Source organism: Aneurinibacillus sp. Ricciae_BoGa-3 (assembly GCF_028421645.1).
In the GTDB taxonomy this organism is placed as follows: domain Bacteria; phylum Bacillota; class Bacilli; order Aneurinibacillales; family Aneurinibacillaceae; genus Aneurinibacillus_B.
The window spans coordinates 3,043,664-3,068,730 of sequence record NZ_CP116887.1; the positions used below are offsets into that span (position 1 = coordinate 3,043,664).

The window sequence follows — 25,067 nt, forward strand, 5'->3', positions numbered from 1 at the left end:
GGGCCCCCTGTGGAACCTGGCCCGGCGGTTGAGGCTGAACAGGGTTTAATGGTTTTTCCGGTGTAAATTCCGGTTCGTTTGATTGATATATATTAGCCAATTTCCTTCCTCCTCTAACATTGCTAACCATAGTATGAGTTAGGGGAGAAGAAACCATGCACAGCCGCTTAGCTTATGTATAAGGAGTAGTCCATTACTTTTTCTTTAATCTCCGGCGGAACTGGAATCTGTGGCTTTCGGGTGAAAGCAATCAGGATATCTTCTTCCCTGTTAAGCGTCCAGAAATCAAAGAGCTTCTGAATCTCGCTTATTTTTAAACCAACCGGATCAATAAAGAGGAGAAAAGCAGGGAAAGCAATAATATCCTGCCAGCAGCCCGCCTCCCATATGTAAAGCTTCTCAGGCTCGCTCATCTCCTTCACATTGGCCAAATCATTCTTGTCAAGGCCATATGTTAAAATAGAATCATAAAAAGATACAATGGTTTGCGTAATACTTTTCTTCACCCTTCTCACTCCTTCCGTTGTCGGTACGACAGGGTGAATCGGTTGTACTTTGTTTATACACTACTTTTACTGAATATAAGCATCCCAACCCATAAAAAGTTTCATACCTGTTTAATTTCTTTTATAATTAGATTGAAAAGGGGTGTTACATATGTCCATTCTTTCTGAGATCCTGGAGTTCAACAAAGGGTTTGTTGAGCAAAAAAGCTACGAAGCATTCCAGACTACGAAATTCCCGGCTAAAAAAATCGTTATACTGGGCTGCATGGATACCCGGCTGACTGAATTGCTGCCACATGCCTTAAACATTCGCAATGGCGACGCAAAACTTATCAAAAATGCAGGTGCCTTGGTATCCCATCCATTCGGCAGTATTATGCGCAGCATAATCGTCGCCATCTATTCATTAGGAGCTAAAGAAGTTTTTGTCGTAGGCCACCACGACTGCGGCATGACAGGCTTAAATTCTGCAGATATCCTCAATGAGGCAGGAGAAAGAGGGATTTCTGACGATAAAATTTCTACGCTTAAACATGCCGGCATCAATCTCGATGAATGGCTGACAGGTTTTAGCTGTGTAGAGGAAAGCGTAGCGAAAAGCGTCGAACAAATAAAAAGTCATCCTCTCCTCCCTGCTGACATCCCTGTTCATGGGCTGGTTATCCACCCGGAAACCGGAAAGCTGGATCTCGTAGTAAATGGTTATCAAAAAGAACAAAACGCTTTATAGTAAGCCAAAAAAAACGAGCCTGTTGATTCATATCAACAGGCTCGTTTTTTTCATCATTTTTTATAATATCCCATTCTTTCTTCATGTACAAAGTGATACTATAAAACTAGGATAAAACCAAAAAAGAAGGCCATTTGGCAGATTTCAGTTACATCGGAACTTTTTATATAGTAAAAATGTTTCAAGATCATTCTGCTTAGGCAAATAAGTGGGAGGAGTTTGTATGTGGAGTTTTGTGGCGTTAATTGGACTGTTTTGCACATTAGTTTTAGTGGGATTTACCTTGCTGTCTCTCTTTACTATTAGGCGGAAAGGCAGTTTGAAGAATGGTGGAATTTCACTGCTGCTATCCGCTGTGTTATTTGCTGTATTTATCTTCGGAGTGGTGAAGACGCAGCAAAACATGCAGGTTACAGGCCATGCTGAGAGTGACCGTTTAAAAAAATCCACCCAGCATCCAGTGTCCCATCCACCCGCATCAACATCCCAGCTCGGTTCACCAGTAAAAAGTAAATAAGCCCATACTCTGCTGCTTCGGATATAGGTTAGCAAGGCGCTGTCGTTCACACGTGATGAACGCACATCGCCCTGGCAACGAAGACAGCAGTTAACCTATGTACCTGGTCATCTCATTTAATACGTGACCCATTTTCCCAAGTCTAGATTAGGGGTGTGTATGACACTTGGCTCAAGGCTATGGCGAACGCCATAAGCGTGAGCCCACTTATTTATCATTTCTTGTACAGCTTTATATTTTTCAATGATTTCCGGTGAAGGGTTTAACCCGTTTGGGTCGTGAAGATCTGCAGGAATTGTAAGCTCAGCAGCCACTGCCAGCGCGCTTAAGTTGGCTTTTACGTTATTCTCGATCTTGGCGAATGCGGTGATATACCGAATGATTACAGCCTTATCATCGCTGGTAACGACCGCCGAGATGTATTGGTCTGCCAGCTGACACATTCTCCTCTCAAAAGTGGCGTGCGTGAGCCCCTGGCCATAAACCTCATTTTGGATATTCTCCATATATGTACGAATGTTTTCACATGCAATTAAGTCTTTAAAAAGGAGGTTAAAGACTGTGTCGCTTAGTCCCTCATTTCCCATTGGCAGCGGTAAAGGTTGAGGAATCGATTCCTGAATCTCGGGAGAAACAGAATAGCCTGGAACCACTTGCTTCGGACTATCCTTTCTATCAGCCAAGGAACTTCCCCTCTTTCTTATCCTCTTCTAAATATAACAGTGCGAAGATCAACACACCAGATCCCTGTTGGTCTTAACTTAAGACGATTGTCCCTCTCGACCCTTCCAATCTACCTATAGTATAACAGGTAGCGTGATAAGAGTGAACTATCCAGTACCCGGTTTGTATATGCACTCTCGGTTAATCTTCTGTGCGGTAGACAAGAAGTACCATGTCAAATACATTCCCCGACTCTACGTTCTCCGGGTCACCTGTGCTGCTAAGTTTAATATCAACAAAATCTTCTTCAGGAAGGCGCTTTAAAAATTGATTGATTTCTTTTTCAAGTTTCTCAGGCTGTGTATGATTGAATATTTTGACTTGAAGCATAAAAAGACTCCTCCTAAATATTTAAATTATCTCATTATACCACTAGATGCTCCCTCACTCTACAATTTATCTCAATATTCTAACATAAAATAAGACAGTAAGCGTTAAAAAAGCTTTCCGTATGTAAAACCGGAAAGCTTTGCTACTTAGGTGATGCCACCTGTTTGTTCGATAATTTTTAATGCCTGGTGATGCTTCGATTCGTCTACCACTACAGTAAGCGAGATATCGCGCCCCGTTATGTCATCCTGTCCTCCGTCGCTTAACCCGCTTGCCCCGATATCTGCACCGAGTAAGATACCCGCATCCCTGGAACTAGGGTCGGCGTCAAGCGTTAACCTGGAAATGGACGGTATATTACCTGTGGCCGTGTTAGTAAGGTGATTGATTCCACCCTGAGGAAAGCGGGAAAACCTTCCAGTGTTCATATCAATCACGCCAAGCTTAGACAGCTGTTTTTCGGCCTTTTCTGCGTCTTCAGGGCTTTTATAATAGGCCAATATGTTTTTTTCCGCCATGATCTGCCTCCTTTCTACGTTTATTGTCTTTTGTAGCGGCAATTTTATACCGACATCAAGGCGTTGCGGGAGGCTTTACAAGTGTGAAAAACCGGCCAAATCAGCCGGTCACACGTCGATAGCTTAAATTCGAACATCCAAATTACGCCCAAGATAAGGCGATACGCTCTGCTCCATCATCTGAATCATGGATTCATTATTTGACTTAGAGACATCCATTGCTTTCTTTTCCACGGCTATGTCCACGGATGTCTGGAGTTTGTTGTTGCTCAATCCCATCGAAACGGCTGCTATATCCATTCATATCACCTCTCTTCTTTTACCCCTACTGTATCTATATCGGAATAAATCATATCGTTGTACCTATCCAGCAAAATAATAATCCTGCTACAGCGGTAAAGAATACATAAAAGACAGCAGCACGTAGGTGGTGGTTCAGTATTAATTGAATCGTTTCATAACTGAACGTGGAAAAAGTGGTGTACCCGCCGCTAAAACCGATTCCGAGGAAAAGCCATAACCGTACCGGCATATGCCCTTCTATATGTAAAGAATAAAGAAATCCAAGTAAAAATGAACCCGTAATATTTATAAGGAATGTTCCCCAAGGGAAAAAACAAGAAGACTTGGAAGTAACCCATCTGCCTAGGTAATAGCGGCACAGAGTACCTATAACCCCGCCTATACCCGTCAATATCATACAGCACCCCGCTTACAAACTTTTGATTGCAGCCCGGCCATCAGATATCCAGCTCCAGAAAGAGCGATGCCGCCAGCAATACTAATGAAAATATAAAGAACTGCTGAGACAGGATAACTTTGGACTAAATGGACGGACTCCAAACTGAAAGTCGAAAAAGTAGTAAAAGCCCCTGTAAATCCTGTTCCAACTCCGAGCCGGATTGCTGAGGATACGTCCCAAAGTAACAATATGATTGTAAAAAACCAGCCTAAAAAAAAGCTTCCCGCCAGGTTGATCACCAACGTTGCTAACGGAAAGACATGAGATAAAGGCTGAATCCACTGACCAATTTCATAGCGCAGGATCGTTCCCACGAAACCGCCAACCGCGAGCGCAATCACATTCACCCGCCAACTCTCCTTTCTTCTGCCACCCTGCACGAACCCATCACAAAAACATTCGTGCAGTCGTATTTTATACCTGTTCCTGCATACCCGTCAAATTCTGTTTTTCCCCGATCATAAGCCATACATACCGATTCAACTGACGGCAAGAAAACTTTAGCCCCGCAATTTCAAAAGCCGTCTTTACAGTGGCGATCTTGGATAATACTCTGTCTGCAGATCCCGTAATAAAGACCAGGCCCCCTGCTCTGTCATCGGTTTATAAGCTCTGTTTTTCGCATGCTCATCTTTATATGCGGTATCCGCAATTATAATTTTTCCTGCTGGAGCAAGCCTTTGGGCTAGAAAAGAAACGGCCCGATTTTTTTGTTGATCCGTTAAATGATGAAAAGCATACGTACTTACGATCCCATCTAAATTGTATAAGGCTTCAGGAAGACGCAGAAAATGTCCGTCTTATACAATAAATTCAGGAATTTTCTGCATCGCCTCCGCTCTCATTTCCGGTGAAGGATCAAACTGCCAACCTACAGTTTGGTGGGTTTTTGATTGCGGTTTTTTCTCCGGAACCAACTTGAAACTTTTATGCAACTATGAATTATGCCAAAAATACAAGCAACAATTTTCAAGATGGTAAGCAGTATCGTAAGCGTGCCCATTGAATCTCACCACCTTTTGGCAAACTTCTTGGCCCTTGTTTAATAAAAGAACTCTTTCAATCGTTGAGAAATGTTGTAAGGAATTTAATGAAAAAAAGAACAACAAATGGGTCTTGGATTTATCCCAATCGTTATCGAAAAATATAGTGGAGAGTAGGTGACCAAGCATGGCTGGTTTGAGTATAGCCATTTGAGGAGTTCTATTGGGAGGTTGATTACTTTAAATGGGTTGTATGCCCCGTTGTTGCTGAATAAAAGGCGTCTAACATGCCCATACTTAACATAAAACAAAATTCATTGTTTAATCACTTATATTTAGCTTAATTGTCTTAGGTTCCACAAAATTTATCCGCTTTACCGTTCGGAAATCCGAAACGATGAGCAAAAAAAGAACGCTACGGAGTAGGGCCAGTCTCGACTGTTGGAGATTCGCGATACAAAATACTATCTAAGGATGGGCAGCCGAGCATCGTCCAAATGCGCAAAAACACATCTAAGGATGGTTGATTTCGATTATTTAGTATTGCGGACAAGGTACTTTTTGAAATATTTAATTCCCTTGCAACTGCATTTTGGGATACTTTCCTTTTTTCCAATTCCTCCTTGATTCTGTTTTTTAAAGGTGCATCAGTTCCTAGCGGAAATAGCTTCATAACGTCTTTTGTAGTCTCACCGGATACATGCGGAAAATACATCATCAGATAGTAGGCAACTGCACCAGCAATGTTCTCCTCAACTGTCATGGGTTCTGGATATTTATCACGGAGCATGTAGTTCGTGAAATTGGTTAAGAGTTCTAACTTCTCAGCTACCGTATCGGTAAGCTCAATGGTAAACGTTCGTTTTTCCAAACAGATCACCATCCGTTTTTTTTACTCATACTATGAGGGGAAACCCCTAATTATACCCAAAAGGAGCAAAATTAAATGTCGACAACTTATCCAAACATCACAAAAGAACAGGCCGAGCGAATTCGTGAAAACGCAGAACAGGCAAAAAAATCATAGGGACAGGAGTTGCTAGTTATGTAATGTCAAAAGGCGCATTAAATCCAGCCCATGCGCTCTCTTAATGATTTAATCTGGGCAATATGATGATGCCCATGATAGGCATATAAGCTTAATGCTTCAAAAAGAGTGGTGCTTCCATTTTCGGGATGAATATAGGTTTGCTGAAAATCCTCCATTGTTAACGAATTAATCAGCAGTTCCCACCTAGCGTGGATGGCATCCACAAGGTTTAGCGAGATATCAATGGGCGCAGTTCGCGCATCCTGCAGTTCAGCCCATTTTTCCTCTTGGAATGGTTTAATCGTGGGTTGTTCCTCAGTCAAGGCAAGCCTGAAGCGGACATATCCATTGAGCTGCCCGTCTGCAATGTGGTGCACCACCTGCCTTACTGTCCATCCCTTGTGCCTGTATGGTGTGTTAAGTTGCTCTTGTGTAAGCCCCTGAACGGCCTTACGAAGCTGTGCAGGAATTTGTCCTATCACCCGGCCCCATTCCTTTATTTGCTCAGCGTTGATTTCTCCTGGTGCTGTAAATTTGCCAATTGGATATTGCGCTGCTGTATCCATCGCTTCCGCCTCCAAATAATTATGGTTTGTTTTTTCCTATTAATTCAATTCGGCACATCGGATTAAAATCCTCTTTGAAAACTTCCACGCCTAAGTCGCAAGCCTTTTATCTTGCGAAGCTTCTGATTCAGCCGTGATCAACTCTACTTTGTATTTGTTCCTATTCACCTTGTTTCTCCTCCTGGGGTTCACATTTTCAAAGAGTTGGATCAGAGCAAGGGGATACCCTTCTTCGGGTCTAGCCCTGCTCCATTTTTGTTTCATCCTTCCCTTCCAGCAACCACTGGATATTTATTGATAATTATACCATGTTTTGTTACAAGCTTATCTAACGATGATTGATCACGATTTAACAAACAATAAAATAGGTAAGACTTAATATAGTGTAAATTTGGAAGTTAGCTTAATATTAAACAACACAGGTGATGTCATTGGATTTTAACTCGGATAATATTATCTTTTTATTTTCGATCCTTCTAATCATCGGAGTCATTACAACAAAGTTCTCATCACGTCTCGGGGTTCCTTCGCTTGTCCTTTTTATAGCGGTAGGGATGGCATTAAACCATTTTATTTATTTTTCAAACGCCTTCATCACCCAGCTATTTGGCATACTGGCTCTTATCATCATCTTGTTTGATGGCGGTATGAAAACGAGCTGGAAAAGTATCAAACCCGGAATAAAACCCGCTGTTTCACTCGCTACAGTAGGTGTACTATGCACAACTTTTATCGTAGGTTTTTTTGCTAAGTATACCCTGGGTATTTCCTGGATGGAAAGCTGTCTGCTTGGAGCCATCGTCGGTTCAACTGACGCAGCCGCCGTTTTTTCTGTGTTAGGCAATAAAAATATTAAGGGGCGCCTTACGTCAACCCTTGAGGCCGAATCTGGAACGAATGATCCTATGGCGGTATTTCTTACGATTTCCTTTCTTCATTTGGTACAGAACAGTGAAGCCGCGCTGCTTCCGATGATTTTAGAATTTTTCTGGGAAATGGGATTTGGCTTATGTATGGGGATGTTGATGGGATGGATTTCCGTTAAAACGATCAATAAAATAAATCTTGATTCTTCTGGACTGTATCCTGTTTTAGCGCTTTCTTTGGCCATCTTAACCTACAGTTTAACCTCCATACTTCAGGGCAGCGGGTTCTTGGCCGTGTACATAATGGCGGTATACATGGGCAGTTTTGATTTTACGTATCATTTTTCGGTAAGCCGGTTTAATCAGGGTTTCGCCTGGATGATGCAGATTTTTATGTTTATTCTTCTTGGTCTTCTCGTGTTCCCCAGTCAGCTTATCCAAATAAGCTGGACTGGTTTAACCTTATCCTTTATTCTCATATTTGTCGCCCGCCCTATTGGTGTGTTTGTAAGCACTATTTTTAGTAAGTTTTCAATCCGGGAAAAGCTGTTTGTATCGTGGGCCGGGCTGCGCGGGGCGGTTCCGATTGTTTTAGCCACCTATCCGCTGCTGGCAGGGGCTGAACATGCACAATTTATTTTTAATACTGTATTTTTTATCGTCCTAACTTCCGCATTAATTCAAGGATCTACGATTGGTTGGCTGGGAAAAGTGCTGAAACTTTCATATGGGGAAAAGGTAAAGCCGCCGCACCGTATCGAACTGCTCTCCATCGGTAAGACCAATTTGGGAATGCTGGAGATACAAGTACCTCCCCATTCGAAAGCAGCGAATAAAGAGATTGGGCATCTGGAATTTCCGGCTGACGTGCTGGTCACGGGGATTATCCGGGGTGAGAAGCTTCTCACCCCGAATGGTGACACAGAGGTTTACGAGGGGGACAATTTATACATCCTAACGCCAAAAGACAAACAGGAAATAGTGAAGGATTTATTCATTACCCCGTTGGAAGAGACCCTCAGAGAGGGATAATCAATTGTAAATTTATTCTAATGTAATTTAATTACGATCTTCTCTCCCCAGGAAGGATTTAATTTAGCCAGTAAACGAGTGGCTCATATGGCTGCAACTGATGAACTTATCGTGTTGCCGCAATTATTTTTCTTTCGCCTGAAGTTCTTTTAAGTCCTGGGAAAGCTGGTCGACCAGTGTTCCAAGTACTTTCTTGTCCATCGGATTTGCCTGGGATGCTGTAACAGCCGGGTTCAAATGCTCTTCAATTTTTCCGTACAGGTCTGCATATTTTGGTTTGACTCCATCTTCAAAGGTCTTCCAGGATTCCTCCAGCTGGGGTCCTGTTGCTTTCACTTTGTCAGCTTCGCCTGCAGCCAGCTGTTTTTTCAACTCACCTGCGACTGCTAACAACTTGACTGTGCCTGTTTTAATATCAACTGTTGGATTTTGTTCCTTGGCAGGAGCCTGAGTTGAATTGTTCGATTGCGCTGCAGTATTCGATGATGCTGAACCAGATGAAGCCGTTGTGCTCGATGTTGAAGATGGATTCGGCTGGGAAGAAGCATTATTTGCCGACCCACATCCGGCCAGAAGAATGGCACTTGCTAAACCTGCAGATACTAACGTATACAATTTATTCATCGTTATTTCCCCCAATATTTATTCTATATAATAGAAAGATTTATACTAGACAGATTTATACTGCGCGTTGTTTGGGACAGCATTTTTTTTCGTTTTTCTCCACATCACCACTAAAATAGCTGCTAGAATAAGGATCCACTGCGGAACAGTGCTCAGCCAGGAAGGATACATGGCAAGGAAATCAAAGCTCGGCAGCTGTGAAGCGGTTGTCGAAGGCAGGAGGCCGCCCAATTGTAATCCATGAATACCCATTCCTGTAAATTTAATGCATAAGTAAAATACAATCACGCTCGATACCATAAAGAATGGTTTAATCGGCATCTTAAGGCCGATAACAATCATCAGATAAGCTACAACGGCTAGTATAACAAGCCCGATGAGCAATCCAATTAGAAGATTCTGCAGGCTAATTTGATTGACCATTCCGATGAGAAACAACACGGTTTCCGTACCTTCTCTAAAAATCGCCAGAAAGGATAGCACACCAAGTGAAACGAGTTTTCCCGTATCTACAGCTCCCGCACTCTTCGTACGAATATATTTTTGCCAATCTTTTATGCTGGATTGACTGTGAAGCCAGTAACTCATGTAGAGAAGCATCGCTGCCGCTATGACACCTGTCCATCCGGAAATGAGGAAGTTATTATTGCCGAATGCCCCGGATGAAAAGATGAATTTAACAATGACCGCCAGGATGACACTGACAAGTAAGCCCGCTAAAACACCTGACCAAATCCAACCTTTTCCCTTTTGATTATTTGATTTGGAAACAAAGGCAAGCAAAGCCGTTACGACAAGTAAAGCCTCCAGCCCTTCCCGAATGGGAATCATGGCAGCATCCCATATCGTATAGCCGGACTTGCTGGAAAGTGGGGTTAGATAATTAATCATGCGATCCAGCAAGACACCTGCGCCTTGATAATCCGGCGGGTTTTGCGCCAGCATGGCATTTACTGTTACCATATCGCGTTCCGAATCGCTGTAGATGCTTGCTGACTGGGCAACGACAGTTCCCTCAACACTCAACCAGTTCTGTCTGACTTTGGATATTTGTTCCAGGGCTGCCTTCTGGTCTTTCTTCTGTACATCCTGTTTTGCTTCTATTAAAGCACCAATGAAATCCGATAGCGTTGCATCTGATTTTTTGAGCTCCCCTTTTTCAAAATGCCCCTGTATGTAAGTCTCGTTCACCGTTTTCAGCTGCTCAAGAGCCCGAGTAACATCAGCAGGTTTGTTTAGGATAAAAGCGTAGGATACTTCCCCCATCTTGCTTTCAACGTCCGCATACGTTTTTCCGGAATCTGCCTTGATAGAGTCCTCGATTTGCAGCCATGACTTATTGAAAGCTTCAAAGTTTTTTTGCGCTTCTGCTAGTTTTCCTTGCTTTGCGTTTTGCAAAGCTTGATTGATAAATTGCTCGGCCCTTGCCATATTGTCCGTTCCGGTACTCGCCTGAGCGGCCACTGTCCATGTAAACAGTATGTAGAGAACACCTAAAACAAGCCATTTCCCCTTTTTCAACATGCTCTTTTCCCCACTCCTCTCCTCGTTACTCATATGTTACTTAAATTGATAATCATTGTCAATGATAAAGATTTTCATTCACATTAATAATTTTTGTTGATGGATTTCATAGACTATTGTATTCTGATATTAATGATAATCATTATCATATTTTTTTTACTTTATCAGACTATGGGAATACAAGGGGAGAATGGTATGAAGTTAAAAAAAATTTGCTATGGCGGGCTTGCTGCTAGTCTACTTGCTGCTTATCCGCTCAGTGCATCCGCTCACGAAATGGATAATCATACGAATGTTTCTATTATGGTAAATGGCAGTGATGCCACTAGCAATGCACATCCTTATTTCGATTCGCATCATCGATTAATGGCTTCGGTCCGGGTTGTAGCTGAATCGCTTGGTGCTACTGTAAAATGGGATGCTAAACACCATGCTGTTTTGATTAATACGCCCTCTTTTCCAGTCAATCTACATTCGAACACTGCTTTTCCCGTGCTCGTAAATGGACAATTGGTTAAAACCAATGGGACGGCCATCCAGAAAACGAACCGGATAATCGCTCCTGCCCGATCAATCGCTGAAGCTTTAAATGCAGAGGTATCGTGGGACCAAGAAGCTCAGCTTATGGACATTACGAGCAGACAAGCAGTGGATGAATTCAATAGCGAAGAAGCAAAAGTTAAAGATGTTTTAGAAGGAACAGGCCTTACTCCCCACATTGCTGCCGATGGAACAAAAGAATTCACGCTGGTGGCAGAACCCCACATTTGGGAGCCGGTTAAAGGTGCTGTTACACAAGCTTGGACGTATAATGGGCAAGTTCCGGGACCTGTAATCCGGGTGACAGAGGGAGATCATGTTCGGATTACACTTGTAAATAAGCTTCCGGAACCTACTATAACCCACTGGCATGGGCTTCATTTGCCAAATGCAATGGATGGAGTGCCGGATATTACCCAGAAACCGGTGCAGCCAGGACAATCATTTACATATGAGTTTACAGCGAGTCATCCAGGCACATTTATGTACCATTCGCACTTCGATGATATGAAGCAAGTTGGAAAGGGCCTTAGGGGTGCTTTTATCATCGATCCGAAAGACCCGAAAACAGAAACCAAATATGATCATGACTACACCATGCTCTTAAGCGGCTTTCATATGCAGGATACGACGGAAGGTGAAGAAGACTACTTCACAATGAATGGCCGAAGCTATCCTTATACACAGCCTCTAGTTGTAAAAAAGGGAGAGACAGTGCGGCTGCGGCTAATCAACATTGATCCCACTGAAACGCACACTATGCATCTTCATGGTATGGATTTTCAGGTCATTGCCAAAGATGGCCATCCATCCAGCAACCCGCAAAAGATGAATACGTTATTGATCGGTCCTGGTGAAACGTATGACATTGCGTTTACTGCGGATGCTGTAGGATCGTGGATGTTCCATTGCCATATTCTCGATCATACAATGAATGCCGGCAGCAAAATGGGACAAATGGGTGGGTTAGTTACAGTTATAAAAGTTCATGAGTAAATCGCCTCAATAATTAAAAGCCCCAACCTTACCAGAGATGGTTAGGTTGGGGCTTTTTTAAGTTGCCGAGTTACTGGTTTTTTTGCTTAGTTCTGGTTTTTTTGCGTAGTTTCCGTTTTTTTATCTGGATACGGCACATTGCCTTTTGTGGCTTTCCAGATTATCTGATTCAGTTTCTTAGGCGAGTTTGCATCTGGTTTCGCCCAATTCATTTGCGCTGAAGCAGCAGCATCCGGAGCCTTCTGTCCATTCTTTAAATCCAATGGATACGATTCTTGTTCTGATTCAAACGGTGTAAAATTGGGGTGATCAGTAAAAGAGTTAAGCATCGGAACAGCAGAGGCATCGAACTGATTCATAGGTTTCAGGCCTAAAATCATCTCCATGGTTCGAACCATGGAATCTTGATCATACATGGTGCTATCCACTGTCCCTTTCTGCGTATACGGACTAATCACCAACGCTTCCGTCCGGTGGGCATCTACGTGATCGGTTCCTGCCTGCGGATCATCTTCAACCACAAAAATAGCGATGTCTTTCCAGTACTTCGAGTGGCTGACGGTATCCACCAATTTCCCAAGCGCCAGGTCATTTTGTGCGACCATAGCCTGAGGGGTCAGAGACGATGGGCTTGTACCGCTGGTATGGTCATTTGGCAGATAAACCATTTGAAAAGAAGGAAGGTTTTGGTTTTGGTCAAATTGCTTAAACTCTTTCTCCCATTCGTTATACCGGGTCATATCTGAGATGGACAAATCCCATCCAGGATAGTTAGCGTCATAATAATTCCCAATACCGGGATCATCAGGTGTCCATTGATTGTTCTTTGGGCTCTCCCAATAGTTGATATATTCGCCATAGTCGCGAAACGATACGCCAGACTTGATCGCGTTGTCCCACAGGTAACCGTTCTTTGGCCGAATCGCATCCTGATCAATTCCATAAGCCTTACGGTTTGAGTAATCTGGCAGCCACGTTTTCTCAGAGTAATCATTCGAGATGCCGGCGGTGGTCCATTGATGCCCCGGGTCACTTACTTCGCCGTTACAATAGAAATTATCAAACAAGACAAACTGGTTCGCTAGTTTATGAATGTTAGGTGTAATGCTCTTCCCAAACTGCGTCAAACTTGGATCACCGTTTCCTTTGCCCATATCTCCGAACACCTGGTCATAGGTCCTGTTTTCTTTAATAACATAAATCACGTGTTTGATCGGCGAATGCTGAGAGGCGAAGCGTGGGATTGGGAAATCCTTTTTTTCTTTTAAAGAACTGAACCAGCCTCCGTCCTGCGCTTGATTCAGCTGGTTATTGTTCTTAACCTGATCCGTGTATTGCTTTAACTGCTTGTTGTCAGGTGTGTCAATGAATGACATGGTTCCTTGCATCATGTTTCCTATGTATTGGTTTTGTGTGTTGGGGCCTGCGCCCAGCCCTTTCGCATTGAGAACCATAAGTTTATTGCCAACCGTGTAAACACCTGACGGATACCAGGCAGTGGGTATGAGCCCTTTGACTTTAGTCTTGGCATTTTTGCTATCTGCAAGATCGATTACAGCAACATCATCATTACCCGCATTCGCCGCATACAGCGTTTTTCCATCCTCGCTAACCGTGAGTGCAACAGGTTGAGTTCCAACTGCTGCACCTTTATAAGGAGCAAGCGATATCGTTTGTACGACTAGTTGCTGTTTGGGATCAATAACCGAAATTTGATCGCTATCCGAATTCGCTACATAAATCAAACCTGTAGCCGAATTTTCTGCAATGGCGTTCGGGTGCAATCCTACGGAAATTGTTTTCGTGGCCGTTAAATCAATTGGATTTAAGACCGTTACACTGCTTTCGCCCCAGTTACTCACATATAAGGAACGCCCATCATGGCCTATTAAAACGGTATAAGGATCTTTGCCCACTGTAGCCGATGCGATAATTTGCCCGGTAGACAGATCAATTTTTGAAACAGAATTAGCTGCATTATTAGCCGTATAAAGAAATTTTCCATCCGGGGATACGGAGATTCCCATAGGGGTAAAATTCGTCTTATTCTGATCCTTCATAAGAATCGGGGATTGCTCGGTTAAGGTTCCGTTATTGAAATCAAACACCCGAATTTTATTGTTACCCCCTGCAGATGCATACAGTTTCTTGCCATCCGGGCTAAAAACTGTACCAAAATACAAACCTTCACTGCTTTGGTAAGGAATAGTCTGTATGACTTGCTGTTTGTCTACATCCACTACTTGTAAAGATTGAGTGCCTTGTCCATCATTTGAAACAACCAGGAAGCGATGATCCGGACTGAGTGCTCCCCCCATCGGAAAATCACCCAGGGACAATTGTTTACCGGCTGGTGTAAGTGTCCAACCATGCGGGGTTACCCCTGTCCCATTCGACTGCGGACCCGCTGTCATATTATATGCACCATACGCGGTTCCCGATCCAAGACTAACAGCTGCCAGTGCAGCAATCATTAGCTTTTTACTGATTCTCCGTTTCTTCATTCAGTTTCTCCTCCAAGAGTTTAAACTTGCGAGTCTAAAATAGATTGCTATAATCGATTTTCTCTTCTCTTTTATCCTAGCAAGCTTATGTAAATCTCTTGTATATAAAACATAAATATACTTCAGTTTCCTAAAATAGATGCTTACTAACTATCGTTAACAGGAAAAAATAGCTTACTTTAATGTGGCTAGAAAATGATCGTTATACCTTCCTGACTACAAAAAAAGCAACTCAAACATAAATCAACCTAAATCCTATCTATTTTATATGTTTATCAGAATTTGGGTTTTAGATGGATGTGTGAGTTAACTACTACAGCTTTTTTTGGCTTATTTAACAAAAATTTCACAATTACATAGGACCGATCTAGTATTTGATTTATCCCCATGCCCGGGTTACTATATAAAAGTATAGTGAAAGTCATCCTGAAGCTGCATCTTGAACGTAGTTTCTTTCGGAATAACCAAGCAGCGTAATTTAATTATGTACAATACTTTATAATGAAAAGGAAGAAACTTCAAAATGACCAGTACAGAACATGCACTTTATCTATTAAAAGAAGAGTCAGATAAGATCGAACAATTAATTCAGGTTCAAAAAGACCATTTAAATTTACCCGAATGTCCTGTCTATATGGACGTTGTAGATACCCAAATCTATGGTTTGTCCCGTATCATTGATTTCATTGTTCGATTAGATCTTATTTCAGCGGAACAGGGAAAAGAAATTTTGAGTGATTTAGAAAGAAGGCTTCTATAACCCGAACAGTTAAATTGGCCATATATGCCGGCAGCAATCAGAATGAGGCACAGAAAAAAGGGCGGCTATGACAAGCGGCCCTTCTGCACAATTATTTATATCGCTTTAATGGTCTCTTCTACCTCTGATGCCAGCCTGTTTGCCTGTTCAAGTACATACAGAAGGTTTCGTTCAATGCCATTGCATATATCATCAAGCGGCAGATCGTTAGGGTCCTCGCCAAACGGATCTTCAATTTCAACCCCTATCTCTTCTATGCCCAAGAAAGCAAAGCTTACAAAAAGAGTGGCAAAAACGGATGCCCAGCCCATACCCTCAATTAGCCCAAGCGGCAGGGTCGTACAAAAAACGCCCAGCAAGCCTTTTAAATGAACCACATAAGCAAAGGGAATGGGTGTTTTGCGAATTCTTTCGCACCCTCCTAGCGAAATTAGCATGCTGTCCAGCTTTTCTTCCATTGAAACAACCTGAAAATCCGTTATATATCCATGCTGAACACAATCATAGAGAACACCCTTTAAAATCAGCATTAAAGTTAATGAGGGGTTCTCCGACAGGATTAATTCCTCTTTCTCTTTTTCCGTCAAATAATAAAGAAGTTCATCTAATTCCGGGATATTGCGCTCATCCCGTAAAGCCTGTTTGGCTAGCTTGGGAAATGCAATCAGTAGATGAATAAACTTGATTTTCATTTCAAGATGGTTGTTGCCATTGTCGTGAAAACTCGAGAGAAAGGTTGTAGCCAGGCTTCTCGTTGCGCTTGTCAACCCACCAAACAATTTTCTTCCTTCCCAGTACCTGTCATATGCGGTATTCGTCCGGAAAACAAGCAGAAGACCCAGAGCTCCCCCAACAATTACCCATGGTGTCGGACTCACCGTAATTTTAATATACTTTGTACTCAAACCAACAACCAGACAGGCCAGCAGTGTACACAGGGCCACCTGGGGAGCGACGCTTCTCGTAATCGACCCGCGAAGCGCGAAAAGCAGCTTGAATCCCTGTCTATTATCATATTGAATCATGCAAGCACCCCTTTTAAACCTAGTCAAACAAAATGACCCCCTTGCCAGGCTGGAAGGAGATCATTTTTGTACCATAATATAATATTTTAGTAACGGCGTCTAGCAAACAATCCTTTAACTACCTTGTAAACAATCCAGATGATCAGGATGTCGAGCAAAATGCCAAAAATCGAAAACCCGCCACCCATTCCAGGTCCGTAGCCGTATCCGCCACCAAATGGATGCAGCATGCTGCCCAGGAGAGTTCCCGCGCCAAATGCGGCGGCGTGAGATAAAAATCCGCCTCTTGAACGGTTTGCACCTGTGTTAGGATTCGTATACGAGCTGCCGCTTCTTACGTTGGGAGATGGTGAGCGGTAGCCGGAATGATACGTACTTCCGGAAGTCGTACCTTTTGTTACAGAAGGGCTTCCATGATAGCTTCTGCTATATGAACTGCTGCTTCCAGTCGAATGTCCTCCGCTGAATCCTTTCGCGTATACAGAAGCTGGCGCCAAAAGCATCAGCCCTGCCACTAAAAGGGATAGGATTCTTCTTACCATAATAAATTCCTCCAGTGAAAGAATTATCTTCTTTATTGTATACATCAAACTTAAAAAATTGATGAGAGATTTTACTGCTACATTCCCCTAATATTTAATTTACCACAATAATTTGATGCCGCAACTACGTGATTGCCAATTTTAAAATGGAATATTTTTTTACAGATTAATGAATCCATATTTTACTATTCAAATTTAATCCCATTATGAGGTTTTACTCATGAAAAATTCATGTTGTTCAATTAAACTTCATGTATGTAAGGGAACTTTTTCCTTACTTACATAAAATTTTCGGAGGGAAGTAAAATTGAAAAAGAAAGCTATGGCTCTAGCAGCAGCTGCAACCTTAACCGTTGTTTCATCTGTTTCAGTGTTTGCAGCCACCCCTATTCACCCGGCAAAGTCCGTTACAGCAAAAGAAACAAAAGCGCAGCTACAAGCAGACATTAAGCAGCTCATTCAAAAGATTACGGATCTGCGCAAACAAAACCACACCTTAGATGTCCAGCTCGCCTCAATTCCCTGGAAGAAAGATTCCTACCTTGCATCGAAGCGAAATCTTATCGCTAAAGAAGGAAGCGTTGTACGAGCTGAGATTAAAAGAATCGGATCTCTTCTGAATGCGGCCAAAAGAGGAAACAACAAAAAACTCATCGTACAAATTGAGGGCCAGTTAAAACAAGAAAATAACAAGCTGATCGCACTAGGCAAGCAGTACAAACAAGTTACATCTTTCTATAATACCGACAATGCAAAAGTAGTAAAAGACTTAAAAACGATAGCCGCATTAGAAAGTCAGGAAAACAAAAATTTGGCGTTATTCCGCCGCGCAGCAGCCATTAAGGATTTCTCAGTTGCCAAAACAACCCTTCGAGAAGCTATTGCAACCCTGCAGCAGATTGTCAACACCAAACAAAATCTATTAAAAATCAAACAAAGTATCGTCCCAGTTAAATCTGTCCCTGCACCGGCTCCGCTTCCGGCTACCGGTACGACGCCGCCAGCACCGGTTACTACTAGTGACACGATTTCGGTTGCTCCAACTCCTGCCCCTTCGACCACTCCAGCTGTGGACTCAACTCAACAGCCACCTACTACAGGCGACACTATTTCCGTTGCTCCAGCTTCGGCTTCCCAAAGTTAATGGAGTAAAGCCAGGATGGCCCCCTAAAACAGGGGGCTATTTTCTTTTATTCCAAAAAGAATTTGGAAGCATTTTTTGCCGAAAAAGACGCCGAATTTGCCAACCATTTAAACCGTATGGTAAATTTTGTACAGGGTGATTCAAACCCTGGTTTTGACCAGGTTTTCGGGGTCCAGCAAGTTTTAGCTGCCCCTAAATTAAATAAGAAAGAGGTCGGTTATGATTACAAGATGCGCATGGGCAGCAAATGATCCGTTATTAATGCAGTATCATGACGAGGAATGGGGCAGGCCGGTATTCGACGATAATAAGCTGTTTGAAATGCTGCTTTTGGAAGGTGCGCAAGCTGGACTAAGCTGGCTTACGGTCCTTAAGAAAAGAGAAAATTATCGAACCGCTTTCGATGGATTTGATGCGCACAAAATCGCGTCGTATGATTCTGCGAAAATAGCGCAGCTCCTACTTAATGAAGGAATTATCCGTAACCGGTTAAAAATCAACTCAGCTGTCACGAACGCCCAGGCATTTCTTAGCCTCCAGGAACAATACGGAGATTTTCAGCGCTACATATGGAGTTTTGTGAACGGAGAGCCCATCATTAACCATTGGCCAACGAAAGAAGACGTTCCTGTTACCACAAAAGAATCGGATCGGATGAGTAAAGAATTGAAGAAAAGAGGCTTTCGATTTGTGGGCAGTACAATCTGCTATTCCTTTATGCAGGCGACAGGCATGGTGAATGATCATACGATAGGGTGTGCTAACCGATAGGCTGTAGTGATTTTATTTAACATAATAAGGTTAAAAAAGTTGAATAACACGTGTGAAGTGCATAAGAAAGGGGAATGAGAATAGTATAACTAAAAAGGGAGGAAAAACGGTATGGAGCATATCAAACTACTTGTGGCGAAATTCGTTTGGTTTATGATCAACATTTACGGATTTACCGGACTTGTCTATAATCAGCCGCTTAGCACCAGCCTAGCAGTCAGCGCGATTTTAGCTATTATTACGTATGCTATAGCAGATTTAGCAATCCTACCTAAGTTCGGTAATTCAGCTGCCATGCTCGCAGATTTTCTGTTGCTATTCCTGGGTATCTGGTTATTGGAATATGCGTTCGGCACCAACGTTCATTTCTTCGTTTATACAATTGTTGCGGTTGCAGCAACGGCGGGAGAATGGTTTATTCATATCTATACATTGAAAAATGTCTTTAACAGAGATATAAGCATCGAGCAGGTACTGGACAAATACTAAACAGCAGGAGCGGGTGTTCACCCGCTTTTTTTTGGCCTAATTTCTTTGCCTTCTATACATCTTCTATCATCCTGGTAAGAATAACTACGAATAATAAGCAGTTGATTTTCAATCAATAAGCAGCGTCCTGACCAAAAGTGTAAAAGCCTCCTTGCTATGAAACAAGGAGGCCCTATACCTTATCCGGCGATATTGTCGTCAGTTTTCTGTTCTTTTCGATCTTTCATCCGGCTGAAAATCGAAGCGAGAATGGAACCTGATATGTTGTGCCAAACACTAAAAATGGCACTGGGCACCGCAGCAAGCGGCGAGAAGTGCGCAGTCGCAATCGCAACACCCAAACCGGAATTCTGCATGCCGACCTCAAGTGCCACGGCTTTTTGTTTGGCTAAATCCATTCCGAATATACGCGAGAAGATGAAACCAAGTAAGAAGCCAAGAACATTATGTAAAACAACAACGGCAAAGATCATCAGCCCAGTAGTTGCTAACTTCGCTGCACTGCCGGCGACGACGCCGGATACAATCAAAACTATCGCCGCTACCGACACTAGCGGCAGCGCTTTTACACTTGCCTCTACCTGCTTACCAAACAATTTCTTAATAAGAAAGCCAAGTACCAATGGAACGATGATAACTTGAATAATTGAAACAAATAAGGACCAAAAGCCGATATTTATCCATTTACTTGCGAGAAGTAAAATAAGCAGCGGCGTAACAATTGGTGCGAGAATGGTAGACACAGAAGCAATCGCAACGGCCAGCGGCACATCCCCTTTCGCAAGAAACACCATCACATTTGAAGCTGTGCCGCTCGGACAGCACCCGACAAGGATAACGCCTACCGCAACTTCCGGGGGCAAATGCAGCCCGGTGGCTAATAGGAAGGCCAGAAGCGGCATAACAACAAAGTGGCCAATTACACCCAGTGCCACGTCTTTTGGGCGCCGGAACACTTCTTTAAAATCTCCTGTTGAAAGCGTAAGCCCCATACCAAACATAACGATTCCTAATAAAGGCACCACATACGAGCCTATCCATTTAAAATGGGACGGTGCTAAAAAAGCAATGACGGAAAACAGCAACACCCACAGGGTAAATGTTTTTCCGGCAAAATTGCTGATTCTCTCGATGACCCCCACAAAAATCACCCTCCTCTACTTTGGTTACTTTTATACTTTTATACTATTTTAATATTTTAAATATCCATACCAAATTTAGCAATATAAAAATAGAAAAATCACCCAAAGCGGGTGACCTTAACTCAACCGGTATGAGTCAGTTACTCACCATTCCCTTGCGGCCCATTCGTACTTTTCACTGATGTATCTGATAGAGGCTGATTTGCTGTTTGGGTTGACTGCTGCTGTTCTGCCGGCTGGCTTGCACCATCTAGCTGCTGTGTTGAAGCGGACTGCTGTACTTGTTGGGCTTCTTGAAGAGATGCGTGATCCACTCCTTGCTGAACCTGCGCAGCCTGCGTCTGATCAACCGTTTCCGTTTGTTTAAAAGTTGATTCTGGACTTGCTGGCTTTGTTGTTTGCGGGGCCTTTATATGATGGGGAGAAGGCTGCTGATTGAGTTGAGCTTGTTTACCACTTTGGTTTTGCGCGATGACTGCCGGTATAGTTTTCGCATTTGTATATGGAATAGACTGTTTATTGTTAACACTTCTTGCTGCAGGAACAGCAAATGGCACACCTGCCTCGTTTGGAGTTGAAACATTCCCCGGCATAACGGGTTTATTTTCACTTTTTGCTGGGCTCACGAGCACTGCTGCATCCACTTCAAGGGGCATCAACAGAACTTGCCGTTCCCTAGCCGCTAAGGGGGATTGTGCTTCAGATGAACTGTTTACGGTTGGAAACGGGATTGCTACGGCGGAAGAATCTCCAGTTGGTTTAGGGTGCGTAACCACATAGCCAAGTGTTCCTACGGATATTGCAAGTGCCAGGCAGCCTGTTCCCATAAACCCAAAGGAAGCAATACGGCGTGACTTACGGAACTTAAGGGCTAATAAAAATGACACGATTATAACGAATGAAAAGGTTACGCCAAACACATATTCCATACGGTTTCCTCCTCGTGTTTTCCCTTCCTCTTCCCAATTTATATGGCATTTAAACCGGCTTACTTGTCGGTTCAATCCTAAAGAAAAATAAAGGATATTTGCTTCATTGCTGAATAAGGTAAAACAAGGACCGCGGTCAAGATTACATTCTTGCATACTCAAAAAAAAGGACGCAGACATCCGTCTGCGCCGAAACTCTCAATATAAGAATAAAAGGGGTTAAATCTTGCTTTAACTATACATACTGTATGTGTCAGAAAGATGTCAAAAAAATGCCCGGTTTGTCTCACGGCTATTCACCTTTGTCCCTCACAACCTATTATTCTACAAAAGTATATCTTTTGATCTATTTTTGTCACTATTTGTCGCTCTTTTATACTAGAACCTTTATCCTAAATCATTTATTATAAACAGTATCCTTTATCGAAAAATCACTTCTTTTTGAAAGACAAGGGGGATTATTCTTGAAACCTTTTCTTAAATGGGCTGGGGGTAAATACAGATTAGTACCTTCTATTAAAAATCTGTTGCCCGCTGGCAAAAGATTAATCGAGCCTTTTGTCGGTTCCGGGGCCCTCTTTTTAAACACGCAATACGAGGAGTATTTGCTTTGTGATGCCAATAAGGATTTAATTACCCTTTATCAGACCCTCCAGCAAGAAGGGCATTCCTTTATTGATTACTGCCGTTCCTTCTTTACAGATGAGAATAATGTGCCGGAGCGCTTTTATGAACTGAGAAACTTATTCAACATGACGAAGGATCTCCGTTTAAAATCTGCGATATTCCTCTACTTAAATCGACATGGATACAACGGCTTGTGCAGATATAACAACAAGGGACTCTTTAACGCCCCTTTTGGCCGTTACAAAAAGCCATATTTTCCACTAAGAGAATTGCGCCATTTCTATGAAAAATCATGGTCTGCCCGTTTTTATATTGCTGATTTTCAGGATTCGATGCGTCAAGCCATCCCAGGCGATGTTATCTACTGCGACCCCCCGTACGTTCCTCTGTCTTCAACGGCAAATTTCACGTCATATCAAAGCCGGGGATTTAACCAGCAGCAGCAAATGTTACTGGCTACACTTGCTAAAGAATTAGCACAGCGAGGCATTCCTGTCCTTATCTCCAATCACGAAACCGAATTTACTGTCAAAGCTTACACACCTGCTCAACTAGCTTACCTTGAAGTTCAACGCAATATTAGCTGCAACAGCAAAAATCGGACAAAAGCAAAAGAAATCCTTGCTCTGTTCTAAGAATGTAATAAACTCCTACTTTAGTATCAATTTTTGGAAATTTTTCTTTTAAAAGCGCTCTTTCCAGTATGGGTATGTTATATTAAAGGAGAACAAAAACAAAAAAGGAACATTTTGGTTATCCTTCCGTAATAAATATGTGTCAATAGTTTAAAAAAACGCATGTTTATTTATCGACGGTTAATGGACTTGTTCCTGCCTAAGGGGGCGGAAACACCATGCCGCAGATATTTGGAAGCCGTAAATGCCCGAGTTGTAAGCAAAAATACGATTGGATAGGCAGATTGGACAACTCCTTAGATGAACAAATGCAAAATCAGCTGTTGATAAATTCCAACCTGCAGCGCGCCCGGTTTTCGCAACGGACCTGCGGGGGCTTCATATCACATGTCAGATGTACGTACTGCAACTATCCAGATGATTTTGAATTTGGCAAAAAGCTGCTCCTGTGAGCAGCTTTTATTATTTACATTAAACATTCGTTCTTTATAATTAGATTGTTATTTGAAAACTTAAGAAGGGGTGATCACGATGGGCGGCTCCCAAGTTTCTTCTACTGCCCTTACGCCATCGAGGCGATTGTGGATGGCGTTTGTACTGGGTGCGTTAAGTGCGTTTGGGCCATTATCCATTGATATGTACCTGCCTTCCCTCCCTATACTTGCAAGTGGCCTTCATACAAGCACTTCACTTGCACAATTAAGTCTGACTGCTTGTCTTTTAGGCTTGGCGCTTGGACAATTAGTTGTTGGACCGCTGAGCGACGCGCGGGGCCGGCGGAAGCCATTGCTTGCCGCTCTAATTGTTTATGCTATTTCGTCCATCCTCTGTGCCTTTAGTTCATCGATATGGATGCTGATTATTCTGCGCTTCCTGCAGGGTTTGGCAGGATCCGCTGGCATCGTGCTATCCCGCGCCATTGTGCGGGATTTATATTCAGGTTCAGAGCTTACGAGGTTCTTCTCACTGTTGATGCTGATCAATGGTGCGGCACCAATACTGGCACCCATTATTGGCGGACAGCTGCTGCGGGTTATATCGTGGCACGGTGTTTTTATCGTTCTTTGTGCGGTTGGCCTTCTCATGCTGGTGAGTGTTTTCTTTGGCCTGCCAGAAACGCTGCGCAGTGAAAACCGCTCACAGGGAGGCTTGAGGGATACGCTATTCACGTTTCGCAAACTGGCCAGCGATCGCTCTTTCATGGGTTATGCCTGGTCACAGGGGCTGGTTACTGCCGCGATGTTTGCGTATATAGCGGGATCACCATTCGTTTTGCAGACCATCTTCGGCGTTTCCCCCCAAACGTTCAGCTTGATCTTTGCGACCAATGGGCTTGGCATTATTATTTCAAGCCAGATTGGGGGGCTGCTGGCGGGAAGGGTACCTGAAAGGAAGTTGCTCGCCAGTGGTCTTGGGGTAGCTTCGGTGTGTGGTATCCTGCTGTTGATTTGCATCTATTCAGAATCTGGCATTGTACCTCTGTTGATTTTTCTGTTCGGCATCGTCTCCTGCATTGGTATTGTTGGAACAACAAGTTTCTCCTTAGCGATGCAGAGCCAAAGCCGCTCTGCGGGAAGCGCGTCAGCTTTACTTGGATTGCTGCCGCTTATTTTAGGCTCCCTTGCAGCGCCTCTTGTAGGAATAGGCGGCAGCCATACTGCCCTTCCGATGGGCATTATCATTGCCGTCTGCGACGTGGGATCCGTCCTGTGCTTCGCTTTATTAGTTATTCAAAAAAGGCCATACCTTAAATAACGGTAAGAAGGATCGTAAAAAAGGCAGCTTATTGCAACCAGCTGCCTTTTCCTATAGTTTTTAGCCAAGAAATGATGTGAGCATCCATACATGTTTCTCAAGCGAAGAGTGGATGGCTAACAGCATATCTGCCGTTGTTTCATCATTGCTTTGGCTCGCCAGCTGCATCCCCTCTTTGACTTCCCCAATGATTTTCTCAAAATCTTTAACAAGGGTTTGCACCATTTGCTGCGCATCTTCCTGGCCGTTCGCTTCCTCTATAGATGCCAATTCAAGACAGCCTTTCATCGTCGCAACAGGCGACCCTTTAAGAGCAAGCAGACGTTCTGCCAGCTCGTCAATATGTAGGGACGCTTCATTATAGAATTCCTCAAATTTTGTATGGAGCGTGAAAAACTGGTCGCCTTTTACATACCAATGGTAGTTGTGTATTTTTACATACAGTACCGTCCAATTGGCGATCTGCTTATTTAGTGAGTCAGATATTTCTGCCATTTGTGTTATCCTCCCTAGCTTT

General features: G+C 43.0%; 28 protein-coding genes. 11 read left to right on the forward strand and 17 right to left on the reverse strand.

The window, feature by feature from the left end; all coding sequences use genetic code 11:
* Positions 1-167 precede the first annotated feature (167 nt).
* Positions 168-506 (reverse strand): hypothetical protein, encoded by a 339-nt coding sequence (locus PP175_RS15390; RefSeq protein ID WP_272439209.1) that lies wholly within the window; start codon positions 504-506, stop codon positions 168-170.
* A gap of 151 nt (positions 507-657) precedes the next feature.
* On the opposite strand from PP175_RS15390, the gene PP175_RS15395 reads away from it, so the two are divergent.
* Together PP175_RS15395 and PP175_RS15400 are read left to right on the forward strand one after the other, a co-directional pair.
* Positions 658-1,236: a beta-class carbonic anhydrase gene (locus tag PP175_RS15395; protein ID WP_272439210.1), complete on the forward strand. Its 579-nt coding sequence runs from the start codon at positions 658-660 to the stop codon at positions 1,234-1,236.
* Positions 1,237-1,459: 223 nt separating this feature from the next.
* The gene (locus tag PP175_RS15400; protein ID WP_272439211.1) at positions 1,460-1,753 is read left to right on the forward strand and encodes a hypothetical protein; all 294 of its coding nucleotides are present in this window, start codon (positions 1,460-1,462) and stop codon (positions 1,751-1,753) included.
* A gap of 116 nt (positions 1,754-1,869) precedes the next feature.
* On the opposite strand, the gene PP175_RS15405 is transcribed toward PP175_RS15400, so the two are convergent.
* From PP175_RS15405 to PP175_RS15440, 8 genes are all read right to left on the reverse strand, one after another.
* The gene (locus PP175_RS15405; protein WP_272439212.1) at positions 1,870-2,436 is read right to left on the reverse strand and encodes a hypothetical protein; all 567 of its coding nucleotides are present in this window, start codon (positions 2,434-2,436) and stop codon (positions 1,870-1,872) included.
* A 181-nt stretch (positions 2,437-2,617) separates the two neighbouring features.
* A complete protein-coding gene (locus PP175_RS15410) occupies positions 2,618-2,806 on the reverse strand; it encodes a sporulation protein Cse60 (RefSeq protein WP_272439213.1) in 189 nt (62 codons plus the stop codon).
* Positions 2,807-2,952: 146 nt separating this feature from the next.
* Positions 2,953-3,324, reverse strand: coding sequence for a hypothetical protein (locus PP175_RS15415; protein ID WP_272439214.1), 372 nt, complete (start codon positions 3,322-3,324; stop codon positions 2,953-2,955).
* Between the two features lie 123 nt (positions 3,325-3,447).
* A complete protein-coding gene (locus tag PP175_RS15420; protein WP_272439215.1) occupies positions 3,448-3,624 on the reverse strand; it encodes a YjfB family protein in 177 nt (58 codons plus the stop codon).
* A gap of 49 nt (positions 3,625-3,673) precedes the next feature.
* Positions 3,674-4,024 carry a fluoride efflux transporter CrcB gene (gene crcB / locus PP175_RS15425; RefSeq protein ID WP_272439216.1) on the reverse strand — a complete coding sequence of 117 codons (351 nt, stop codon included), beginning with the start codon at positions 4,022-4,024 and terminating at the stop codon, positions 3,674-3,676.
* Positions 4,021-4,413 carry a fluoride efflux transporter FluC gene (locus tag PP175_RS15430; protein ID WP_272439217.1) on the reverse strand — a complete coding sequence of 131 codons (393 nt, stop codon included), beginning with the start codon at positions 4,411-4,413 and terminating at the stop codon, positions 4,021-4,023. Before PP175_RS15430 ends, crcB begins: the two co-directional genes overlap by 4 nt.
* Before the next feature lie 1,051 nt (positions 4,414-5,464).
* Positions 5,465-5,920, reverse strand: a complete 456-nt coding sequence (locus PP175_RS15435; RefSeq protein ID WP_272439218.1) for a helix-turn-helix domain-containing protein — start codon at positions 5,918-5,920, stop codon at positions 5,465-5,467.
* Between the two features lie 194 nt (positions 5,921-6,114).
* Positions 6,115-6,645, reverse strand: coding sequence for a YfiT family bacillithiol transferase (locus PP175_RS15440; protein WP_272439219.1), 531 nt, complete (start codon positions 6,643-6,645; stop codon positions 6,115-6,117).
* A gap of 431 nt (positions 6,646-7,076) precedes the next feature.
* Between PP175_RS15440 and PP175_RS15445 the strand changes: the two genes are divergently transcribed.
* Positions 7,077-8,543: a potassium/proton antiporter gene (locus PP175_RS15445; protein ID WP_272439220.1), complete on the forward strand. Its 1,467-nt coding sequence runs from the start codon at positions 7,077-7,079 to the stop codon at positions 8,541-8,543.
* Between the two features lie 123 nt (positions 8,544-8,666).
* Here the strand turns inward: PP175_RS15445 and PP175_RS15450 are convergent, their stop codons facing one another.
* Positions 8,667-9,167 (reverse strand): hypothetical protein, encoded by a 501-nt coding sequence (locus PP175_RS15450; protein WP_272439221.1) that lies wholly within the window; start codon positions 9,165-9,167, stop codon positions 8,667-8,669.
* 45 nt (positions 9,168-9,212) lie between these two features.
* Positions 9,213-10,691: an FTR1 family iron permease gene (locus tag PP175_RS15455; protein ID WP_272439222.1), complete on the reverse strand. Its 1,479-nt coding sequence runs from the start codon at positions 10,689-10,691 to the stop codon at positions 9,213-9,215.
* Positions 10,692-10,886: 195 nt separating this feature from the next.
* Between PP175_RS15455 and PP175_RS15460 the strand changes: the two genes are divergently transcribed.
* Positions 10,887-12,227, forward strand: coding sequence for a multicopper oxidase domain-containing protein (locus tag PP175_RS15460; protein ID WP_272439223.1), 1,341 nt, complete (start codon positions 10,887-10,889; stop codon positions 12,225-12,227).
* 86 nt (positions 12,228-12,313) lie between these two features.
* On the opposite strand, the gene PP175_RS15465 is transcribed toward PP175_RS15460, so the two are convergent.
* Positions 12,314-14,731, reverse strand: a complete 2,418-nt coding sequence (locus PP175_RS15465; RefSeq protein WP_272439224.1) for a bifunctional YncE family protein/alkaline phosphatase family protein — start codon at positions 14,729-14,731, stop codon at positions 12,314-12,316.
* 523 nt (positions 14,732-15,254) lie between these two features.
* On the opposite strand from PP175_RS15465, the gene PP175_RS15470 reads away from it, so the two are divergent.
* Positions 15,255-15,491: a DUF1507 family protein gene (locus tag PP175_RS15470; protein ID WP_272439225.1), complete on the forward strand. Its 237-nt coding sequence runs from the start codon at positions 15,255-15,257 to the stop codon at positions 15,489-15,491.
* 95 nt (positions 15,492-15,586) lie between these two features.
* On the opposite strand, the gene PP175_RS15475 is transcribed toward PP175_RS15470, so the two are convergent.
* A complete protein-coding gene (locus tag PP175_RS15475; RefSeq protein WP_272439226.1) occupies positions 15,587-16,516 on the reverse strand; it encodes a bestrophin family protein in 930 nt (309 codons plus the stop codon).
* 86 nt (positions 16,517-16,602) lie between these two features.
* Positions 16,603-17,058 carry a hypothetical protein gene (locus PP175_RS15480; protein WP_272439227.1) on the reverse strand — a complete coding sequence of 152 codons (456 nt, stop codon included), beginning with the start codon at positions 17,056-17,058 and terminating at the stop codon, positions 16,603-16,605.
* Positions 17,059-17,365: 307 nt separating this feature from the next.
* Here PP175_RS15480 and PP175_RS15485 point away from each other — a divergent pair, with 307 nt between their 5' ends.
* The 3 genes from PP175_RS15485 to PP175_RS15495 all read left to right on the forward strand — a co-directional run bounded on the left by PP175_RS15485 (position 17,366) and on the right by PP175_RS15495 (position 19,462).
* On the forward strand, positions 17,366-18,202 hold the full coding sequence (locus tag PP175_RS15485; protein WP_272439228.1) for a hypothetical protein: 837 nt from the start codon (positions 17,366-17,368) through the stop codon (positions 18,200-18,202).
* A 219-nt stretch (positions 18,203-18,421) separates the two neighbouring features.
* The gene (locus PP175_RS15490; RefSeq protein ID WP_272439229.1) at positions 18,422-18,973 is read left to right on the forward strand and encodes a DNA-3-methyladenine glycosylase I; all 552 of its coding nucleotides are present in this window, start codon (positions 18,422-18,424) and stop codon (positions 18,971-18,973) included.
* A gap of 111 nt (positions 18,974-19,084) precedes the next feature.
* Positions 19,085-19,462, forward strand: coding sequence for a DUF2512 family protein (locus PP175_RS15495; protein ID WP_272439230.1), 378 nt, complete (start codon positions 19,085-19,087; stop codon positions 19,460-19,462).
* A 179-nt stretch (positions 19,463-19,641) separates the two neighbouring features.
* Here PP175_RS15495 and PP175_RS15500 read toward each other — a convergent pair whose 3' ends face one another.
* Positions 19,642-20,604: a bile acid:sodium symporter family protein gene (locus tag PP175_RS15500; RefSeq protein WP_272439231.1), complete on the reverse strand. Its 963-nt coding sequence runs from the start codon at positions 20,602-20,604 to the stop codon at positions 19,642-19,644.
* 140 nt (positions 20,605-20,744) lie between these two features.
* Positions 20,745-21,533, reverse strand: coding sequence for a hypothetical protein (locus PP175_RS15505; RefSeq protein WP_272439232.1), 789 nt, complete (start codon positions 21,531-21,533; stop codon positions 20,745-20,747).
* A gap of 464 nt (positions 21,534-21,997) precedes the next feature.
* Here PP175_RS15505 and PP175_RS15510 point away from each other — a divergent pair, with 464 nt between their 5' ends.
* The 3 genes from PP175_RS15510 to PP175_RS15520 all read left to right on the forward strand — a co-directional run bounded on the left by PP175_RS15510 (position 21,998) and on the right by PP175_RS15520 (position 24,550).
* On the forward strand, positions 21,998-22,795 hold the full coding sequence (locus tag PP175_RS15510; RefSeq protein WP_272439233.1) for a Dam family site-specific DNA-(adenine-N6)-methyltransferase: 798 nt from the start codon (positions 21,998-22,000) through the stop codon (positions 22,793-22,795).
* Positions 22,796-23,013: 218 nt separating this feature from the next.
* Positions 23,014-23,247 (forward strand): hypothetical protein, encoded by a 234-nt coding sequence (locus PP175_RS15515; protein WP_272439234.1) that lies wholly within the window; start codon positions 23,014-23,016, stop codon positions 23,245-23,247.
* A gap of 79 nt (positions 23,248-23,326) precedes the next feature.
* The gene (locus PP175_RS15520) at positions 23,327-24,550 is read left to right on the forward strand and encodes a multidrug effflux MFS transporter (RefSeq protein WP_272439235.1); all 1,224 of its coding nucleotides are present in this window, start codon (positions 23,327-23,329) and stop codon (positions 24,548-24,550) included.
* 60 nt (positions 24,551-24,610) lie between these two features.
* On the opposite strand, the gene PP175_RS15525 is transcribed toward PP175_RS15520, so the two are convergent.
* The gene (locus tag PP175_RS15525) at positions 24,611-25,045 is read right to left on the reverse strand and encodes a Dps family protein (protein WP_272439236.1); all 435 of its coding nucleotides are present in this window, start codon (positions 25,043-25,045) and stop codon (positions 24,611-24,613) included.
* Positions 25,046-25,067: the final 22 nt, after the last annotated feature.

What these genes read in the sequence shown, in the direction of transcription:
- PP175_RS15420 (WP_272439215.1), bottom strand. Translation starts at nt 3,624, where the DNA reads ATGGATATAGCAGCCGTTTCGATGGGATTGAGCAACAACAAACTCCAG.
- PP175_RS15525 (WP_272439236.1), bottom strand. Translation starts at nt 25,045, where the DNA reads ATGGCAGAAATATCTGACTCACTAAATAAGCAGATCGCCAATTGGACG.
- PP175_RS15470 (WP_272439225.1), top strand. Translation starts at nt 15,255, where the DNA reads ATGACCAGTACAGAACATGCACTTTATCTATTAAAAGAAGAGTCAGAT.
- PP175_RS15475 (WP_272439226.1), bottom strand. Translation starts at nt 16,516, where the DNA reads ATGATTCAATATGATAATAGACAGGGATTCAAGCTGCTTTTCGCGCTT.
- PP175_RS15505 (WP_272439232.1), bottom strand. Translation starts at nt 21,533, where the DNA reads ATGGAATATGTGTTTGGCGTAACCTTTTCATTCGTTATAATCGTGTCA.
- PP175_RS15460 (WP_272439223.1), top strand. Translation starts at nt 10,887, where the DNA reads ATGAAGTTAAAAAAAATTTGCTATGGCGGGCTTGCTGCTAGTCTACTT.
- PP175_RS15490 (WP_272439229.1), top strand. Translation starts at nt 18,422, where the DNA reads ATGATTACAAGATGCGCATGGGCAGCAAATGATCCGTTATTAATGCAG.
- PP175_RS15395 (WP_272439210.1), top strand. Translation starts at nt 658, where the DNA reads ATGTCCATTCTTTCTGAGATCCTGGAGTTCAACAAAGGGTTTGTTGAG.
- PP175_RS15480 (WP_272439227.1), bottom strand. Translation starts at nt 17,058, where the DNA reads ATGGTAAGAAGAATCCTATCCCTTTTAGTGGCAGGGCTGATGCTTTTG.
- PP175_RS15520 (WP_272439235.1), top strand. Translation starts at nt 23,327, where the DNA reads ATGGGCGGCTCCCAAGTTTCTTCTACTGCCCTTACGCCATCGAGGCGA.
- PP175_RS15415 (WP_272439214.1), bottom strand. Translation starts at nt 3,324, where the DNA reads ATGGCGGAAAAAAACATATTGGCCTATTATAAAAGCCCTGAAGACGCA.
- PP175_RS15455 (WP_272439222.1), bottom strand. Translation starts at nt 10,691, where the DNA reads ATGTTGAAAAAGGGGAAATGGCTTGTTTTAGGTGTTCTCTACATACTG.
- PP175_RS15515 (WP_272439234.1), top strand. Translation starts at nt 23,014, where the DNA reads ATGCCGCAGATATTTGGAAGCCGTAAATGCCCGAGTTGTAAGCAAAAA.
- crcB (WP_272439216.1), bottom strand. Translation starts at nt 4,024, where the DNA reads ATGATATTGACGGGTATAGGCGGGGTTATAGGTACTCTGTGCCGCTAT.
- PP175_RS15450 (WP_272439221.1), bottom strand. Translation starts at nt 9,167, where the DNA reads ATGAATAAATTGTATACGTTAGTATCTGCAGGTTTAGCAAGTGCCATT.
- PP175_RS15440 (WP_272439219.1), bottom strand. Translation starts at nt 6,645, where the DNA reads ATGGATACAGCAGCGCAATATCCAATTGGCAAATTTACAGCACCAGGA.
- PP175_RS15465 (WP_272439224.1), bottom strand. Translation starts at nt 14,731, where the DNA reads ATGAAGAAACGGAGAATCAGTAAAAAGCTAATGATTGCTGCACTGGCA.
- PP175_RS15495 (WP_272439230.1), top strand. Translation starts at nt 19,085, where the DNA reads ATGGAGCATATCAAACTACTTGTGGCGAAATTCGTTTGGTTTATGATC.
- PP175_RS15400 (WP_272439211.1), top strand. Translation starts at nt 1,460, where the DNA reads ATGTGGAGTTTTGTGGCGTTAATTGGACTGTTTTGCACATTAGTTTTA.
- PP175_RS15410 (WP_272439213.1), bottom strand. Translation starts at nt 2,806, where the DNA reads ATGCTTCAAGTCAAAATATTCAATCATACACAGCCTGAGAAACTTGAA.